General features: G+C 61.4%; 16 protein-coding genes and 1 other RNA gene. 9 read left to right on the forward strand and 8 right to left on the reverse strand.

What is annotated here, in order from left to right:
• Window positions 1-4: 4 nt before the first annotated feature.
• The 4 genes from ACP39K_RS16195 to ACP39K_RS16210 are packed head-to-tail and all read right to left on the reverse strand — an operon-like array spanning window position 5 to window position 4,620.
• Window positions 5-880 (reverse strand): SMP-30/gluconolactonase/LRE family protein, encoded by an 876-nt coding sequence (locus ACP39K_RS16195; protein WP_176167144.1) that lies wholly within the window; start codon window positions 878-880, stop codon window positions 5-7.
• Window positions 877-1,977, reverse strand: coding sequence for an ABC transporter substrate-binding protein (locus tag ACP39K_RS16200; protein ID WP_089185005.1), 1,101 nt, complete (start codon window positions 1,975-1,977; stop codon window positions 877-879). Before ACP39K_RS16200 ends, ACP39K_RS16195 begins: the two co-directional genes overlap by 4 nt.
• 14 nt (window positions 1,978-1,991) lie before the next feature.
• Window positions 1,992-3,074 (reverse strand): ABC transporter permease, encoded by a 1,083-nt coding sequence (locus tag ACP39K_RS16205; RefSeq protein ID WP_330765386.1) that lies wholly within the window; start codon window positions 3,072-3,074, stop codon window positions 1,992-1,994.
• The gene (locus ACP39K_RS16210) at window positions 3,067-4,620 is read right to left on the reverse strand and encodes a sugar ABC transporter ATP-binding protein (protein WP_016930013.1); all 1,554 of its coding nucleotides are present in this window, start codon (window positions 4,618-4,620) and stop codon (window positions 3,067-3,069) included. Before ACP39K_RS16210 ends, ACP39K_RS16205 begins: the two co-directional genes overlap by 8 nt.
• 374 nt (window positions 4,621-4,994) lie before the next feature.
• Here ACP39K_RS16210 and ACP39K_RS16215 point away from each other — a divergent pair, with 374 nt between their 5' ends.
• From ACP39K_RS16215 to ACP39K_RS16225, 3 genes are all read left to right on the forward strand, one after another.
• Window positions 4,995-5,813: an IclR family transcriptional regulator gene (locus tag ACP39K_RS16215; protein ID WP_033632146.1), complete on the forward strand. Its 819-nt coding sequence runs from the start codon at window positions 4,995-4,997 to the stop codon at window positions 5,811-5,813.
• Window positions 5,814-5,938: 125 nt separating this feature from the next.
• Entirely contained in the window at window positions 5,939-6,556 is a 618-nt protein-coding gene (argO, locus tag ACP39K_RS16220) for an arginine exporter ArgO (RefSeq protein ID WP_004931603.1), read from the forward strand.
• 121 nt (window positions 6,557-6,677) lie between these two features.
• Entirely contained in the window at window positions 6,678-7,409 is a 732-nt protein-coding gene (locus ACP39K_RS16225) for an oxidative stress defense protein (RefSeq protein WP_004931607.1), read from the forward strand.
• A 48-nt stretch (window positions 7,410-7,457) separates the two neighbouring features.
• Here the strand turns inward: ACP39K_RS16225 and ACP39K_RS16230 are convergent, their stop codons facing one another.
• The gene (locus ACP39K_RS16230) at window positions 7,458-8,351 is read right to left on the reverse strand and encodes a LysR family transcriptional regulator ArgP (RefSeq protein WP_004931613.1); all 894 of its coding nucleotides are present in this window, start codon (window positions 8,349-8,351) and stop codon (window positions 7,458-7,460) included.
• Between the two features lie 204 nt (window positions 8,352-8,555).
• Between ACP39K_RS16230 and rpiA the strand changes: the two genes are divergently transcribed.
• Window positions 8,556-9,212: a ribose-5-phosphate isomerase RpiA gene (gene rpiA / locus ACP39K_RS16235; protein ID WP_004931614.1), complete on the forward strand. Its 657-nt coding sequence runs from the start codon at window positions 8,556-8,558 to the stop codon at window positions 9,210-9,212.
• A 292-nt stretch (window positions 9,213-9,504) separates the two neighbouring features.
• Window positions 9,505-10,743: a phosphoglycerate dehydrogenase gene (gene serA / locus ACP39K_RS16240; protein WP_028127697.1), complete on the forward strand. Its 1,239-nt coding sequence runs from the start codon at window positions 9,505-9,507 to the stop codon at window positions 10,741-10,743.
• 48 nt (window positions 10,744-10,791) lie between these two features.
• Here serA and ACP39K_RS16245 read toward each other — a convergent pair whose 3' ends face one another.
• From ACP39K_RS16245 to zapA, 3 genes are all read right to left on the reverse strand, one after another.
• Window positions 10,792-11,400, reverse strand: a complete 609-nt coding sequence (locus tag ACP39K_RS16245) for a 5-formyltetrahydrofolate cyclo-ligase (RefSeq protein ID WP_049300360.1) — start codon at window positions 11,398-11,400, stop codon at window positions 10,792-10,794.
• A 52-nt stretch (window positions 11,401-11,452) separates the two neighbouring features.
• A non-coding RNA gene (ssrS, locus tag ACP39K_RS16250) (6S RNA) lies at window positions 11,453-11,635 on the reverse strand.
• 40 nt (window positions 11,636-11,675) lie between these two features.
• A complete protein-coding gene (gene zapA / locus ACP39K_RS16255) occupies window positions 11,676-12,005 on the reverse strand; it encodes a cell division protein ZapA (RefSeq protein WP_004931621.1) in 330 nt (109 codons plus the stop codon).
• Window positions 12,006-12,324: 319 nt separating this feature from the next.
• On the opposite strand from zapA, the gene ACP39K_RS16260 reads away from it, so the two are divergent.
• The 4 genes from ACP39K_RS16260 to ubiI all read left to right on the forward strand — a co-directional run bounded on the left by ACP39K_RS16260 (window position 12,325) and on the right by ubiI (window position 16,739).
• A complete protein-coding gene (locus ACP39K_RS16260) occupies window positions 12,325-12,903 on the forward strand; it encodes a YecA/YgfB family protein (protein WP_028127696.1) in 579 nt (192 codons plus the stop codon).
• Between the two features lie 55 nt (window positions 12,904-12,958).
• Window positions 12,959-14,275: a Xaa-Pro aminopeptidase gene (pepP, locus tag ACP39K_RS16265; protein ID WP_497008683.1), complete on the forward strand. Its 1,317-nt coding sequence runs from the start codon at window positions 12,959-12,961 to the stop codon at window positions 14,273-14,275.
• Window position 14,276: 1 nt separating this feature from the next.
• Window positions 14,277-15,455 carry a 2-octaprenyl-6-methoxyphenyl hydroxylase gene (gene ubiH, locus ACP39K_RS16270; RefSeq protein ID WP_497008684.1) on the forward strand — a complete coding sequence of 393 codons (1,179 nt, stop codon included), beginning with the start codon at window positions 14,277-14,279 and terminating at the stop codon, window positions 15,453-15,455.
• Between the two features lie 81 nt (window positions 15,456-15,536).
• Window positions 15,537-16,739 (forward strand): FAD-dependent 2-octaprenylphenol hydroxylase, encoded by a 1,203-nt coding sequence (gene ubiI, locus ACP39K_RS16275; RefSeq protein WP_147826883.1) that lies wholly within the window; start codon window positions 15,537-15,539, stop codon window positions 16,737-16,739.
• Window positions 16,740-16,794 lie beyond the last annotated feature (55 nt).

Raw genomic sequence — 16,794 nt, forward strand, 5'->3', positions numbered from 1 at the left:
CCGGCTAACCGCGGGTGTTCAACACCATGCGGTAGAGCGAGGTGGTGGCGGTGATATAGAGCTCATCGCCGTTCGGGCCGCCGAAGGTACAATTGGAGACGCGTTCCGGCACGCTGATTTTGTCGATCTGTCGCCCCTCTGGATCAAAGACCAGCACGCCGTCGGCGCAGCTGCAAAACAGATTGCCGGCCCGGTCGACGCAGAACCCGTCCGGGAAACCGGGCTCCACCGTGGCGAAACGGCGGCCGGCTTCCAGCTTGCGGCCGTTGACCGCATAGACGCGCAGCTCGCGGCGGCCCAGCGTCGGAAAATCCACGATCGACATGTCCGCCACGTACAGCCATTTTTCATCCGGTGAAAACGCCAGACCGTTCGGGCGCTGCAGGTCGCAGGCGGCGATGGTCAGCGAACCGTCGCGCGGATCGAAGCTGTAGAGGTAACAGCCGATCACCTGGCTTTCCGATTTGTAACCCTCTTCGTCGCCGATGATGCCGTAGGGCGGATCGGTGAACCACAGGGTGCCGTCGGAACGCACCGCCACGTCGTTCGGCGAGTTAAAGCGCTTGCCGTCGACGCGGTCGATCAACAGGCGCACTTCGCCATCGCTTTCGGTGCGGCTGATGCCGCGCCGCCCGTGTTCGCAGCTGACCACGCGCCCCTCGCCGTCGCGCGCATTGCCGTTGGCGTAGTGCGACGGCGAACGGTATAGGGCCAGCTCACCCCGGCGCGACCAGCGGAACATGCGATTGCCTTTCACGTCGCTGAACACCACCGCATCCTCCTGCGGCAGCCAGACCGGCCCTTCGGCCCAAATCGCCGGTGAGCACAAACGCTCGAGCTGAGCGTGCGTGCGCAATGAATGCCGAATGCCGCCGTTCACTTCACGCCCCAGATCGCTTTGTAATGGCCCTGATAATCGTTTTGCGGGTCATACAGGTTATTGGCGCCGCCGTCGGCGGCGATATTGTCGCGTGTCACCAGGTGCGCCGGCGTGACATAGCCGGAAGGCGGCTGCTTGGCGAAGGCGCGGTTGAATTCGTCCAGCAGTTGCCAACCGTGCAGCTTCAAGGGCTCCGGCACCGTCGCCGACTGGCTGTCGCCTGACCGGATACGCTGGTAAGCGGAGATCGAACCGTCGCCGGCCGACACGTTGTAAGGCGCGTTCTTGCCACCTTTGCCGGCGGTCTTCAGCGCCGGGGCCATAAAGTCGAAGTACAGATCGTTGATCGCCAGCGCATATTGGAATTTTTCGCCGTACTTCTGCAGCAGGCTGAAGGTCATCGCCGGCATGCGATTGGCGGTATCGGCCAGCGGCGTGTCGATGAATTCCAGCAGCGTGCAGCCGCTGCATTTGGCGATCTCTTCTTTCATGACGTTGGCCTTGTCCAACGCGATTTGGTACAGCGAGTCGGTGAAGATCAACACGCTCGCCTTGCCGCCGGACTGAACCACCGCGTATTGCGCGGCGATGCGCGCCACTTCGTTGGAATCCGACGTGACGTTATAGAACACGTTGTATTTGGCGATGGGGCCCGGTTCCGGCACCGCGTGCCAGGCGGTCAGCACGATGCCCTGCTGTACGGCCTTTTTCAGCGGGATCTTGGCGACGTTAGGGTTCCAGCCGCCGATCACGATGCCGTCCGGTTTCTGGGCGATGGCCTGATTGAGCGATGCCAGCTGATCTTTCACCGAGCCGCCGCCGTCGAGCGTTTCCAGCTTCCAGCCGGCGGCTTTCGCCGCTTCGCTCAACCCCTGTTGCACCCCTTGCACGCCGCCGTTCTTCATGTCGGAGGCGATAAAAATGATCTTCTTGTTGGCCTGCAGCTGCGGGCCGCTGGTGGGGCCGTCCCACTGAGTGGCGCTGGCGGTGGCCTTCGCCACGGCGGCGGTGGCCTGATCGAGATAGGCGTCGGCCCAGACCGGCGATGCGGCGAGCAAAAATGTGGTGAACCCCGGTAACAGCCAAATGCGTTTCATGGTGTGCTCCTGGTTTAAGGGTGGGGCGCTGTCTGATTGTTGTTGTCAGCCGGCGTCGCCTGGCTGCGTTGTACCGCTTTCTGATTGAGCAGCCGACGGCGTTGGGCATAGCCGGCCAGGGTGATCGACAGCAACAGCGTCGCGCCGTTGAACAGCGGTTCGACCCAGAATTCGCCGCCGAACTGCTGAATGCCGGCGATGCCGATTGCCAGAATGGCGATGCCGACTACGGTGCCCCAGACGTTGACGCGCCCTGGGCGAATGGTGGTGCTGCCGAGGAAGGCCCCGACCAGCGCCGGCAGCAGATAGTCCATGCCGACGCTGGCCTGGCCGACGCCCTGTTCGGCGGCGATCAATACGCCGCTGAAACCGGTGAGCACGCTGGAGGCGATGAAGGCGCCGATGGTAAAGCGATTGACCGAGATGCCGTTCAGACGCGCCGCCGCCGGGTTGCCGCCCACCGCATACATGCAGCGGCCGAGCGGGGTATGTTCGGTGATGAGCCACAGCACCACCGCGACGATCAGCACGTAAAACGCCACGATCGGAATGCCGGCGATCTCGGTGTGGTGCAGCGCGATAAAGGCATCCGGCAAGTCGCCGACGATCTGCCGCCCGCCGGAGTGCCACAGGGCAATGGCGTACAGTACTGTGCCGGAGCCGAGGGTGGCGACAAAGCTGTCGATATCGGCCAGCGCCACCAGAATGCCGTTCAGCAACCCGTACAGCGCCGAAATCGCCAGCACCGTCAGCACCGCCATCTGCCAGGAGAAGCCGTATTCCACCTGCAGCGTGATCGCCAAGATGTGCCACAGCACAATGCCGAAGCCGACGTTAAGATCGATCTTGCCCACGATCATCGGGATGGTCGCCGCCAGCGCCAACAGGGCGATTTTGGCCTTGCTCGACAGGATCGCCTGCAGCGTCAGCATTGATGCGAAGGAGGGGGTGAGCAGTGAGAACAGCACGACCAGCGCGATGCACAGCAGCAGCAGGCCATAGCGGGTGAGAACCTGCATCAGCCACGGGCCGGCGCCGTCCTGCGCCAGGCTGACGCGCTGCTCCAGCGCGGTTGATTTAACGGATGTTTTAGACATGGCCTACCTCGGATTCTGACGTGATTGCGACGCTTTCCCCGGTGCTGGCAGAGGCCAGCTCCAATAAATTGGCGAATGACACCTGTTGATTTTTCAATTCGCCGACCACTTTCCCGCGGTTGAATACCAGCGCGCGGTTGCAAATATGGGCGATCTCCTCGAAATCGTTGGAGATCACCAGCACCGCCACGCCTTCCGCCAGGGATTTATTCAGCAGGTGGTAGATTTCCGCTCGCGCGCCGACGTCCACGCCGGCGGTGGGATCTTCCAGGATCAGCAGCGGCGCCCCCAGATGCATCCAACGCGCCATCACCACCTTTTGCTGGTTGCCGCCGGACAGCGCGCTGATATCGATATTGACGTCCTTGGGGCGTACGTCGAACAGCTGCACCTTCCACCAACTGGCGCCGATCTCCGCTCGCCGCCCGTAGCGGGAGAGCAGCCGGTGGCCGCTGGCGCAGGGGTTGATAAACAGGTTTTCACGCACGCTCATCGACATCACCAAGCTTTCACCGGTGCGATCGCCCGCCACCAGTGAAACGCCGCAGGCCATCGCCTGCTGCGGGGAACTCGCCAGATAGGGCCGATCGCGAAACCGAATCGCGCCGCCGTCGGCCTGACGCAACCCGAACAGCAGCCGGCCAATCTCTTCTTGCCCTGCCCCGCGCAGGCCGGCCAACGCCAGCATCTCGCCCGGCTGCAACTCGAAGCTCACCGGGCCGATGTCGCCCACCGTGACGCTATCGAGCTGCAGCACCGGCGGACGATGCTCCGGCAGCGGTTCGCGCTGATCGTCCGCCATCGCTTCGCCAACGATGGTTTGCACCAGATCGCGCAGCGAGTAGTCGGCGGTGCGGCCGCCGGCGACATAGCGCCCGTCGCGCATCACGCAGACCCGGTCGGCGATTTCGATCACTTCATCCAGGCGGTGGGTGACGTAAATCATGCCGACCTTTTTGGCGCGCAGCCGGTTGATCACGGCGAACAGATGACGCACGTCGTTGGCGGGCAGGGAGGCGGTCGGTTCATCCAGCACCAGCAGCTCGGCGTTGACCGCCACCGCGCGGGCGATCGCCAGCAGCGATTTTTCGGTGCGCGACAGTTCGAAGACGCGCGCATCGGGATCGAGCGCGATGCCGACGTCTTGTAGCGCCTGCGCCGCTCGGCGGCGAATGGCGCGCCAGTCGATCAAACCAAAGCGGCGGGGAAACCCCATCACCAGCGCCATGTTTTCCGCCACCGTCATCCATTCGATCAGGCCGAGATCCTGATGAATAAAGGCGATCGGCTGGCGGCTGGCGCTTTTTATCGCGGCGGCGGAGGCGATGCTTGCGCCCTGAAAGCGAATATCGCCGCCGTCGCGCGGGTAGACGCCCGCCAGCACTTTGATCAGCGTCGATTTGCCGGCGCCGTTTTCGCCCAGCAGCGCCAGAACTTCGCCCGGCATCACCTGCAGGCTGACGTCGTTGACCGCCACGTTGCCGCCAAATCGTTTGACGATGTGGCTGAGGGTAAGGATGGGTTGTGCCGCATTATCGATAGTCATGTGATGCGCCCCTGGTGTTGCGCCCGTGCGAAGATGCCGGGCAAATCAGCTAAACCGCTGGTGAGTATATGGTCTTTAAATTTCAATATGCGAAATTCAATTTCAAAAATAATATGACGTTCGTTGCGCTAAATCAAAGGCGATGAGGTTTTAATTACTGTTATTAAACAATGGGTTATTTTTTACTTTGCGGAAGTGTGACCGATGGCTCACTTCAATGCGGGGGAAATATTGCGGATTTTTGGCCCGCTGCGGACAATGAAACGGCGTTCCGTCTTCACCTGATGCGGGCCTTGGGGTAACATGCCCGGCAAAGAGCCTGCTGACTTCGCCGCAGCGCCGGTTGGCGGTTCGACACTGGAGAGATTTTCGCTATGAGCCTGAAAGCCGTCGACGAGAAAGATGACAAGAAAGACAAACCACTGGGCAGCCAAAGCCTGTTCCGCGGTTTGCAGTTGATTGAGATCCTGAGCAATTTTCCCAACGGGTGCCCACTGGCGCATCTGTCTGAGCTGGCCGGCATGAACAAGAGCACGGTGCACCGTCTGCTGCAGGGGTTGCACACCAGCGGCTATGTGACCCAGGCGCCGTCGCCGGGCAGCTACCGCCTGACCACCAAGTTCATTTCCATCGGCCAGAAGGCGCTGTCGTCACTCAACATCATCCACGTGGCTGCGCCGCATTTGGAGCAGCTGAACCTGGAAGTGGGGGAGACGGTCAACTTCTCCAGCCGCGAAGACGACCACGTCATCCTGATCTACAAGCTGGAGCCGACCACCGGCATGATGCGCACTCGCGCCTATATCGGCCAGCATATGCCGCTGTACTGTTCGGCGATGGGTAAAATCTTCATGGCCTACGGCAACGACGATTATCCGGCCCACTACTGGCAGACTCACCAGCAGGAGATTCAGACGCTGACGCGCAATACCATTACCGAGCTGCCGAAGATGTATGAGGAACTGGCCGATATTCGCCAGCGCGGCTTGGCGATGGATCGCGAGGAAAACGAGCTGGGGGTCTCCTGCGTGGCGGCGCCGGTGTTCGATATTCAACAGCGCGTGCCTTATGCGGTGTCTGTTTCTCTGCCGACCGCCAAGCTGCAGCAGATCGGCGTCAAAAGCCTGATCAAACCGGTGCTGGCCACCGCGCAACGCATCTCGCAGGAGCTGGGGTTCGTCACGCCGATTTGAGTATTAGCTCTGCTGATGCTGGATTAGAAACATCAATTTCAACTAATGATCGCTTCCTCGTATGATGCGCGTGTTGACCGATACGCGCCCACGTCCGGCGCCTTTTATCATTCGAGGAATCTCCCATGTTAGCCGTCTTCCTGCAGGGGTTTGCCCTGAGCGCCGCCATGATCCTGCCGCTGGGCCCGCAGAACGTATTCGTGATGAATCAGGGCATTCGCCGTCAGTATCATCTGATGATCGCCTCATTGTGCGCACTGAGCGATATCGTGCTGATCTGCGCCGGTATTTTCGGCGGCAGCGCGTTGCTGACCCGCTCGCCGCTGCTGTTGGCGCTGGTCACCTGGGGCGGTGTGGCGTTTCTGCTGTGGTACGGCTGGGGCGCGTTCCGTTCCGCCTTCAGCCCGCAACCGGCGCAGGCCGCGGCGCAGGAGCTGGCGCAGAGCCGCTGGCGCATCGTGGTCACCATGCTGGCGGTCACCTGGCTGAATCCGCACGTCTATCTGGACACCTTCGTGGTGCTCGGCAGCCTGGGCGGACAGCTGACGGCGGATGTGCGCTCCTGGTTCGCGCTTGGCGCGGTCAGCGCGTCGGCGGTGTGGTTCTTCGGCCTGGCGCTGCTGGCCTCCTGGCTGGCGCCGTGGCTGAATACGCAGCGGGCGCAGCGCATCATCAATGCGCTGGTCGGGCTGGTGATGTGGGGCATCGCGCTGCAGCTGGCCTGGCAGGGGGCAAATTTATAAGAATTTGTCACTAATCCGAATTCAAAACGCCGTGCGATATGCTACGTTTGATGCCAGGAATCCGGCGGTTCTCGCAGGGAAAAGCCGGCGATCAGAGACAGCCTGTCATTAAGGAGACACTGTGAAGCTAAAAGCATTGGCTATGGCCGCAATGGTCGGATTAGGGACGTTACCGATGGCGCTGCAGGCGGCTGAAGTGCCTGAAGGGCCGCACGTCGTCACCTCCGGCACCGCCAGCGTGGACGCCACGCCGGATATCGCCACCCTGGCGATCGAGGTGAGCGTTTCCTCCAAAGACGCCGCTCAGGCGAAGAAGCAGGTAGACGAGCGCGTGGCGCAGTACTTTGATTTCCTGCAGAAAAACAACATCGAGAAAAAAGACATCAGCGCTGCCAACCTGCGCACTCAGCCGGAATACGACTACCTGAAAACCGGCGAGTCGGTGCTGAAGGGCTACCGGGCGGTGCGCCAGGTGCAGGTCACCCTGCGCCAGTTGGACAAGCTGAACGAGCTGCTGGACGGCGCGCTGAAATCCGGCCTGAACGAGATCCGCGCGGTGGAGCTGGGCGTCGCCAAACCGGACGTATATCGCGAGCAGGCGCGGCAAAAAGCGATCGAGAACGCGACTCAGCAGGCCGAATCCCTGGCCAAAGGCTTCCACGCCAAGCTGGGGCCGGTGTACAGCATTCGCTACCGGGTCGCCAACTATCAGCCGATGCCGGTGGCGCGGATGTATAAGGCGGCCGGCGCGGCGGCGGAAAACGACGCGGCGCAAACCTATGAACAGCAAAGCATTCACTTCGACGATCAGGTGGATGTGGTGTTTGAGCTGCAGCGCAACGCCGCGCAGTAAGGGTGTTGTATTGAAGAAAAGGTTCGCTGCGGCGAACCTTTTTTCGTTTTAATCCTGGCGCAATACCTGGTGGCCGTGTTCCAGCAACGCGTCGGTCACTTTGCGCATCATGCGGCTTTCCGGCGCGAAGCGGTGCCAGTACAGCATGCGGCGCTGGTACAGCCCCGGCGTCAGATCGATCAGTTCACCGGATGCCAGCTCCTTTTCGATCTGCAGATGCGGGATCATGCAGCAGGTGGTGCCCTGACGCGCCAGCTGCACGAAGGCTTCCGATGAGTTGACGATGTGGCAGGGCACGCTGCCCGGCGACAGATCGAAGTTCTGCTGCAGGAATGCCTGGTGCATGTCGTCGAGATGGTCGAAGGCCACCGCCGGCGCTTTCAGCAGCGCGGAACGGGTGACGCCGTTCGGGAAATAGCGCTCGGCGAAGCCGCTGGAGGCCACGAACAGGTAGTCCAGCGCCCCCAGCCGATCCACCAGGCAGCTCGGCAGCGGCTGCGGCTGAATACTCACCGCGCCCACCACCTCACCGCGGCGCAGCCGCTCCTGGGTGCGGGTTTCATCTTCCACCTGCAGATTCAGACGAATGGGGGAGTCCGCCAGCACTGGCTTCAGCGCCGGCAGCAGCCAGGTCGCCAGACTGTCGGCGTTGACCGCTAGCGACAGCAGCAGCGGCGTATCGACGCCGGTGTCATTGCCGAGCCACTCTTCTTCCAGCAGCTCCACCTGATGCAGCAGCGCCAGCAGCTTTTGCCCTTGTTCGGTCGGGCGCGGCGGCACGGTACGAACCAGCAGCGGTTGGCCGAACAGGTTTTCCAGCTGTTTGATGCGTTGGGATACCGCCGATTGCGTGATACAGAGTTTTTGCGCGGCGCGCTCGAAGCCGCGCTCACGGATCACCGCGTCCAGCGCTTGCAGCGTACGATAGTCTGGGCGTTTCATCGGAAAGATATCCCTTAAATTAGAATGATACCGGCACTATGCCACATTTTGCGTGCGGCGCAGGTGGAAAAATCACGCCCCCAGCTCGCCGCCAAGCGGGTAAAAATGCGGGCTGCGGTAAATAAGTGTGATCCTGCCGGCGTGAAAAACAGCGTTTTACCCTATAATACGCACACGTTTTCGTACAGAGGCAAGGGACATATTATGACGCAGGATGAACTGAAAAAAGCGGTGGGCTGGGCGGCGCTGGAATACGTGACGCCGGGCACCATCGTCGGGGTCGGCACCGGCTCTACCGCCGCCCACTTTATTGACGCGCTGGGCTCCATCAAGCACCAGATCGAAGGCGCGGTGTCCAGCTCCGATGCCTCCACCGCTAAGCTGAAAAGCCTCGGCATCCACGTGTTCGACAGCAACGAAGTGGACTCGCTCGATATCTACGTGGACGGCGCGGACGAAATCAACGGCCATATGCAGATGATCAAGGGCGGCGGCGCGGCGCTGACGCGCGAGAAGATCATTGCCGCCATCGCCAAGAAATTCATCTGCATCGTCGACGCCAGCAAGCAGGTGGACGTGCTGGGCAAGTTCCCGCTGCCGGTGGAAGTGATCCCGATGGCTCGCTCTTACGTGGCGCGCGAGCTGGTGAAACTCGGCGGTCTGCCGGAGTATCGCCAGAACGTGGTGACCGACAACGGCAACGTGATCCTCGATGTGCATAACCTGAGCATCACCGACGCCGTGGCGCTGGAGAACAAGATCAACGGCATCGCCGGCGTGGTGACCGTGGGGCTGTTCGCCAACCGCGGCGCGGACGTGGCGCTGGTCGGCACCCCGGAAGGCGTGAAAGTGGTCAAATAAACTTCTGCCGGCTGTGGCCCGGCAGTGCCGGGCCGCATAATTCTTCGGTTAAAATATCTTTTCTGAAAAACGGCAAATTTGGTGACTTATGTCACATTGTGAAAACTGACTCCCCAAAGCTTCTGCCGAAAACTTTCCCTATGGCATTTTCTGCCGTAAACCGCCATCAACGCTGCGCCTTGTCCTGCCGGGCAGGCAATCGTTTGTATTGCCGCCCGCGTTATTTTTGTTATGTTGGATGGGAGCTGTGTCGTCACAGCCGCTTCTGAAGTCTGAACATAGGGTCGGGTAAATGGCAAAAGTATCATTGGAGAAAGACAGGATTAAATTCCTGTTGGTGGAAGGGGTTCATCAGAGCACGGTCGATAATTTACGTGCCGCCGGTTATACCAACATCGAATACCACAAGGGTGCGTTAGACACCGAATCGCTGAAGGCATCCATCCGCGATGCACACTTCGTCGGCATCCGATCGCGCACGCATCTGACCGAAGAGGTGTTCGCCGCCGCAGAAAAACTGGTGGCGGTGGGCTGCTTCTGCATCGGCACCAACCAGGTTGAGCTGAAAGCGGCGACCAAACGCGGTATTCCGGTCTTCAACGCCCCCTTCTCCAATACCCGATCCGTGGCCGAAATGGTGCTGGGCGAGCTGCTGTTGATGTTGCGCGGCATTCCGGCCGCCAACGCCAAGGCGCACCGCGGCGTGTGGCACAAACTGGCCGTGGGCTCCTATGAGGCGCGCGGCAAAAAGCTGGGCATCATCGGCTACGGCCATATCGGCACCCAATTGGGCATTCTGGCCGAAGGGCTGGGCATGAAGGTGTTCTTCTACGACATCGAGAATAAGCTGCCGCTGGGCAATGCGCAGCAGGTGCGCCATCTGTCCGATTTGCTCAATATGAGCGACGTGGTGACGCTGCATGTGCCGGAAACGCCATCGACCAAAAATATGATGGGGGCGGAAGAGCTGGCGCTGATGAAACCGGGCGCCATTCTGATCAACGCCTCGCGCGGCACCGTGGTGGATATTCCCGCGCTGTGCGACGCACTGGCCAGCAATCACCTGGCGGGCGCGGCGATCGACGTCTTCCCGGAAGAGCCTGCGACCAACAGCGATCCGTTCAACTCGCCGCTGTGTGAGTTCGACAACGTGCTGTTGACGCCGCACATCGGCGGTTCCACTCAGGAAGCGCAGGAGAACATCGGCGACGAAGTGGCCGGCAAGCTGGCGAAATACTCCGACAACGGTTCGACTCTGTCCGCTGTCAACTTCCCGGAAGTGTCGCTGCCGGCGCATGGCCCGAACGCCAGCCGCCTGTTGCACATCCACGAAAACCGTCCGGGCGTGCTGACGCAGATTAACCAGATCTTCGCCGAAGAGGGGGTTAACATCGCCGCACAGTATCTGCAAACCGGGCCGGAAATCGGCTATGTGGTGATCGACATCGAAGCGGAAACCGCGCGCGCCGACGCCGCGCTGCAGCGTATGAAGGCCATCGACGGCACCATCCGCGCCCGCCTGCTGTTCTGATTCGGCGGCATGCCGCAACGAAAAAGGCCGGAGCGATCCGGCCTTTTGCTATTTGGGCTCATGCCACGCCCAGCTGCAGAGCGGGGTGAGGATTTCCGGCAGCGGGATATCCCAATGTTCGGTCGGCAGGTGCTCCACCTGCTGGCAATCATGGGCCAGGCCGATGGGATAGGGGCCGCCGCTGCGCCAGTTTTGCAGGGTGCGATCGTAAAAGCCGCCGCCCATGCCCAGACGCTGCCCGGTATGATCGAACGCCACCAGCGGCGTCAGCACCACCTCCAGTTCACCCAGCGGCAACACCTGGCGCACATCGAGGCGCGGTTCGAGAATATTGAAGCGGTTGCGCACCAGCGGCGTTTCCGGCGCATAGCGCAGGAACAGCAGGTGGCCTGGGCTGAACGGATGCAGCACCGGCAGGTAAACCCGTTTGCCGAGCGTCCACAGCCGCTCGATCAGCGGTCCGGTATCAAGTTCGCCGTCAAACGACAAAAATACCGCGATGCTGTGCGCCGCCTGAATGCGTTCATGCGCGACGAGGCGTTCGGCTATCTTGTCTGCGGCAAAGCGTTGCTGGCCCGGCGTAAGCTCGCGCCGACGTTGGCGAATGAGTTGACGAATGGCTTGGCGCTGCTGCGCGAATTGGGGTTGAAAAGACATCGTATCAGGCTTGCTCAGTGTGGCGTTCAGCACACATAAACCGCTGAGAAGGGGAATCTCCGAGATGCCGTCGCAGGCTGTAACCCTTGAACCCATGGTTCAAGGTGAACGTGCCGTCGCAATCTTAAGGCTTCTCGGCGCACCGAGCGTGCTCACCGATCGCGGAGCAACACATTCTGTTTGTACTAAATATCGGCTCAGGGGACTGGCCCGCTGGCGAACATCTCAGAGAAATTTTGTACTCGTTGCCGAAACTTTGATTTCAACAACTTAAGTTATTCGAATTGTGCATCCTGACGTTCAGAGATGCGACCTTGTTCAAGCAGCGCTTGTTCAATGGTCTGCTGCAGCATCCGTATGCGTTGTTCCATATTGGACGCATAGTCACGGGTTTTCAACCGTTCTTGAGCAAGTTCGTGACAGACGTTCAATGCCGCGATGAAAACCAGTTGCTCAGTATTGGAGACTCTAGTGCGAACTTTAAGATCTTGCAACCGCTGGTTAAGATCGTCCGCCGCCATATTCAACGCATCTTGTTGTTCTGGCGGGCAATTGACTCTTAACGAGCGGCCAAAAATTTGAATATCTACCGGTTGTGCAGACATGCCACCTTCCTGCCTAAATTTCGCGCCAGCCTTGTCCGCCCTGGCCGGGCCGTCAAAGCGGGCGCCACTATATATACCTCGGTACCAAGATACAACCCCTTTTTCAGTACCTGGTTGTAATCTACTGTGGCGCACATTGCCAGTCAAAAAAGGGTTTCAAAATGCGTATTTACCGCACTTTCACCCCCCGCCGGCGCAGTGTGAAACCTGCCACATCGCGATTATAACTAGCCACTGAGGTGTCGCGCTTATCTGGTATAGCGACGGACCTTGGTGGTAGCATAACACGAACTTATCCTGCCAACGATGACGAATGCGCATGTCTATACAGAATACATTTCCAAGTTACCAATCTTTAACCGTGGCCCTCAACCAGCAGTCGGTGGCGTTGACCGCGGCAGAAATGCACGGCCTGATCAGCGGCCTGCTGTGCGGCGGCAGCCGTGACGCCGGCTGGCAGGCGCTGGTGCACGATCTGACCAACGAAGGCGTCGCCTTCCCGCAGGCGCTCAGCCAACCGCTGCAACAGCTGTATGAAGCGACGCGCGACACGCTGGAAGATGACGAATTCCTGTTCCAACTGATGCTGCCCGAAGGAGAGATCGTCAGCGTGTTCGATCGCGCCGACGCGCTGGCCGGTTGGGTCAACCACTTCCTGCTCGGGCTGGGCATGATGCAGCCGAAGCTGGCCCAGGTGAAAGACGAAGTCGGTGAAGCGATCGACGACCTGCGCAACATCGCGCAACTGGGCTACGACGAAGACGAAGATCAGGAAGAATTGGAACAGTCGCTGGAAGAAGTGGCGGAGTATGTGCGGGTCGCCGCCATCATGTGCCACGGCGAATTCGCCCGTCACAAGCCGACGGCGCCGGAAAACATCAAACCGACGTTGCACTAAACGTTTTATCGCCCCTCCGCCGGCGGTGCGGATGGCATGATTTCAGGAGAAGGCAATGACTCAGCAGGAATTCAACAACCGCCGCCAGGCGCTGTTGGCGAAAATGGCGCCGGCCAGCGCGGCGGTTATTTTCTCTGCGCCGGAAACGACGCGCAGTGCAGATTCAGACTATCCCTACCGGCAGAACAGCGACTTTTGGTACCTGACCGGCTTCAATGAGCCCGAAGCGGTGCTGGTGCTGATTAAAAGCGATGAAACGCACAACCACAGCGTGTTGTTCAACCGGGTGCGCGATTTGACGGCGGAAATCTGGTTTGGCCGCCGCCTGGGGCAAGACGCCGCGCCGGCGAAGCTGGGCGTGGATCGCGCGCTGCCGTTCGATGAAATCAATGACCAACTGCACCTGCTGCTCAACGGCCTGGATGCGGTCTACCACGCGCAGGGCGAATACACCTATGCCGATCAGATCCTGTTCGGCGCGCTGGACAAGCTGCGCAAGGGGTTCCGCCAGAATCTGCAGGCGCCGGCCACCGTTACCGACTGGCGGCCGTGGCTGCACGACATGCGCCTGTTCAAATCGCCGGAAGAGCTGGCGGTGATGCGCCGCGCCGGTGAGATCAGCGCGTTGGCGCATACCCGCGCGATGGAAAAATGCCGCCCGGGCATGTTCGAATACCAGCTGGAAGCGGAAATTCATCATGAATTCACCCGCCTCGGCGCCCGTTATCCGTCTTACAACACCATCGTCGGCAGCGGCGAAAACGGCTGCATCCTGCACTACACCGAGAACGAGAGCCAGATGCGCGACGGCGATCTGGTGTTGATCGACGCCGGTTGCGAGTACCAGGGGTACGCCGGCGACATCACCCGCACCTTCCCGGTCAACGGCAAGTTCAGCCGGCCGCAGCGCGCGGTGTACGACATTGTGCTGGCGTCGCTGCAGCGTGCTTTGGAACTGTTCAAACCCGGCACCAGCATCCGCGAAGTCAATGACGAAGTGGTGCGCATCATGGTGGTCGGGCTGGTGGAGCTGGGCGTATTGAAAGGTGAAGTCGATCAATTGATCGCCGAGCAGGCCCACCGTCAGTTCTTTATGCACGGGTTGAGCCACTGGTTGGGGCTCGATGTGCATGACGTCGGCCACTACGGCACGCCGAGCCGCGATCGGCTGCTGGAGCCGGGCATGGTGCTGACCGTGGAACCGGGGCTGTACATCGCGCCGGATGCGGACGTGCCGGAGGAATACCGCGGCATTGGCATCCGCATCGAGGACGACATCGTGATCACCGCCGACGGCAATGAAAACCTGACCGCCACCGTAGTGAAAGATGCCGATGCCATCGAAGCGTTGATGGCGGCGGCAAGGTCATAGCATGAGCGTAATTATCGTTGGCGGCGGTATGGCGGGCGCGACGCTGGCGCTGGCTATCTCGTCGCTTACTCAGGGAAGAATGGCGGTGGATCTGGTCGAAGCGACCCGGCCGGACGACCGCAGCCATCCTGGTTTTGACGCCCGCGCCATCGCTTTGGCGCAGGGCACCTGCCAACAGCTGGCGCGCATCGGCGTTTGGCCGGCGCTGCGCGACTGCGCCACGCCGATCACTCAGGTGCACGTCAGCGATCGCGGTCACGCCGGTTTCGTTAATCTGCAGGCGCAGGATTATCAGGTCGATGCGCTCGGCCAGGTGATCGAACTGCACGACGCCGGGCAGCGGCTGTTTGCGCTGCTGACGAAGGCGCCGGGCGTCACGCTGCACTGCCCCGCGCGGGTGGTGGACGTGATCCGCACCGCGGAGCGGGCGGAAGTGCTGCTGGACAACGGCCAGCGTCTGCGCGGGCAGCTGCTGGTGGCGGCCGACGGTTCGCGTTCGGCGCTGGCGCAGGCCTGCAACGTGCAGTGGCGGCAGGAGGACTATCCGCAGTTCGCCACCATCGCCAACGTCACCACGGCGGAAGATCCGCAGGGGCGAGCTTTCGAGCGCTTTACCCGTTATGGGCCGCTGGCGCTGTTGCCGATGTCGCAGGGGCGCAGTTCGCTGGTGTGGTGCCATGCGCGCGAAGATCGCGCCCGGGTGGATGCCTGGGACGACGCGCGTTTTATCGCCGAGCTGCAACAGGCTTTCGGCTGGCGGCTGGGGCGCATCCTCAAGGCCGGTAAGCGGCACAGTTATCCACTTGGCCTGCTGACCGCCGATCGCCATGTCAGCCACCGGCTGGCGCTGGTGGGCAACGCGGCGCAGACGCTGCATCCGATCGCCGGGCAGGGGTTCAACCTGGGTCTGCGCGACGTGATGTCGCTGGCGGAAACGCTGGCGGAAGCGGCAGACAGCGGCGAAGACGCCGGCGGTTACGCATTGCTGAGCCGTTATCAGCAGCGGCGGCAAAACGATCAGCAGGCGACGATCGGCGTGACCGATGGGTTGATCCACCTGTTCGCCAATCGTTATAGCCCGCTGGTGGTCGGCCGCAATCTGGGGCTGATGGCGATGGCGCGTTTGCCGGCGGTGCGCGACGCCTTCGCCAAGCGTACGCTGGGCTGGGTGGAACGTTAGACACAGAATCGGGCGCCCTGTGGCGCGCCCAAAAACGCGGCGCGGCAAGGCGTCGCGCGTTATTTAAGGAAATCGAGCAGCATGCAATCATTTGACGTGATTATCGCCGGTGGCGGTATGGTGGGGCTGGCGTTGGCCTGCGGCTTGCAGGGCAGCGGGCTGCGCGTGGCGGTGCTGGAGCAGCGCCAGCCGGAGATGGCGCCGCCGTCGGAGCAGCCTGCGCTGCGCGTCTCCGCCATCAATGCCGCCAGCGAGCGTTTGCTGCAGCACATCGGCGTGTGGGACGACATCCTCCAGCAGCGCGCCAGCGCCTACAACGCGATGGAAGTGTGGGATCGCGACAGCTTCGGCAAAATCGCCTTCCGCGGCGATGAGTGCGGCTTCAGCCATCTCGGCCACATCATCGAAAATTCGGTGATCCAGCAGGCGCTGTGGAAACGCGCCGAAAGCCAGTCGGACATCACGCTGATTACCCCGGCCGCGCTCAAGCAGGTGGCGTGGGGCGAGAATGACGCCTTCATCACGCTGGAGGACGGCCGTATGCTGACCGCCCGGTTGGTGATTGGCGCCGACGGCGCCCAGTCGTGGCTGCGCCAGCATGCCGATATCCCGCTTACCTTCTGGGACTATCGCCACCACGCGCTGGTGGCCACCATCCGCACCGAAGAGCCGCATCAGGCCACGGCGCGGCAAATTTTCCACGGCGACGGCATTCTGGCGTTCCTGCCGTTCAGCGATCCGCATTTGAGCTCCATCGTCTGGTCGGTCGCGCCGGAAGAGGCCGAGCGTCTCAAGCAGTTGGAGCCGGAACAATTCAACCGCGAACTGGCGATGGCCTTCGATATGCGTCTGGGCGCCTGCAGCCTGGAAAGCGAACGGCTGGCGTTCCCGCTGACCGGCCGCTATGCGCGCAGCTTCGCGGCGCACCGCCTGGCGCTGGTGGGCGATGCGGCGCATACCGTGCATCCGCTGGCCGGACAGGGCGTGAACCTGGGCTTTATGGACGCCGCCGAGCTGATTTCCGAACTGCGTCGCCTGCAACGGCAGGGCAAGGATATTGGCCAGCACCTCTATCTGCGCCGCTATGAGCGCCGCCGCAAACACGGCGCGGCGGTGATGCTGGCCAGCATGCAGGGTTTCCGCGAACTGTTCGACGGCAACCACCCTGCCAAAAAGCTGTTGCGCGACGTGGGGCTGCGGCTGGCGGACAGCCTGCCGGGCGTCAAACCGAAGCTGGTGCGTCAGGCGATGGGCCTGAACGATCTGCCCGAGTGGCTTGCCTGACACCTGCCTTCTGCGAGCCCGCAGCGGGCTCGCGCTTCTCGCCTTATGCCATCGC

The organism is Serratia sp. EC4 (genome assembly GCF_059652115.1).

Bases quoted from the DNA above. Each gene is read 5' to 3' on its own strand.
- ACP39K_RS16200 (WP_089185005.1), bottom strand. From the start codon at position 1,977: ATGAAACGCATTTGGCTGTTACCGGGGTTCACCACATTTTTGCTCGCC.
- ACP39K_RS16205 (WP_330765386.1), bottom strand. From the start codon at position 3,074: ATGTCTAAAACATCCGTTAAATCAACCGCGCTGGAGCAGCGCGTCAGC.
- ACP39K_RS16210 (WP_016930013.1), bottom strand. From the start codon at position 4,620: ATGACTATCGATAATGCGGCACAACCCATCCTTACCCTCAGCCACATC.
- ACP39K_RS16215 (WP_033632146.1), top strand. From the start codon at position 4,995: ATGAGCCTGAAAGCCGTCGACGAGAAAGATGACAAGAAAGACAAACCA.
- argO (WP_004931603.1), top strand. From the start codon at position 5,939: ATGTTAGCCGTCTTCCTGCAGGGGTTTGCCCTGAGCGCCGCCATGATC.
- ACP39K_RS16230 (WP_004931613.1), bottom strand. From the start codon at position 8,351: ATGAAACGCCCAGACTATCGTACGCTGCAAGCGCTGGACGCGGTGATC.
- rpiA (WP_004931614.1), top strand. From the start codon at position 8,556: ATGACGCAGGATGAACTGAAAAAAGCGGTGGGCTGGGCGGCGCTGGAA.
- serA (WP_028127697.1), top strand. From the start codon at position 9,505: ATGGCAAAAGTATCATTGGAGAAAGACAGGATTAAATTCCTGTTGGTG.
- ACP39K_RS16245 (WP_049300360.1), bottom strand. From the start codon at position 11,400: ATGTCTTTTCAACCCCAATTCGCGCAGCAGCGCCAAGCCATTCGTCAA.
- zapA (WP_004931621.1), bottom strand. From the start codon at position 12,005: ATGTCTGCACAACCGGTAGATATTCAAATTTTTGGCCGCTCGTTAAGA.
- ACP39K_RS16260 (WP_028127696.1), top strand. From the start codon at position 12,325: ATGTCTATACAGAATACATTTCCAAGTTACCAATCTTTAACCGTGGCC.
- pepP (WP_497008683.1), top strand. From the start codon at position 12,959: ATGACTCAGCAGGAATTCAACAACCGCCGCCAGGCGCTGTTGGCGAAA.
- ubiH (WP_497008684.1), top strand. From the start codon at position 14,277: ATGAGCGTAATTATCGTTGGCGGCGGTATGGCGGGCGCGACGCTGGCG.
- ubiI (WP_147826883.1), top strand. From the start codon at position 15,537: ATGCAATCATTTGACGTGATTATCGCCGGTGGCGGTATGGTGGGGCTG.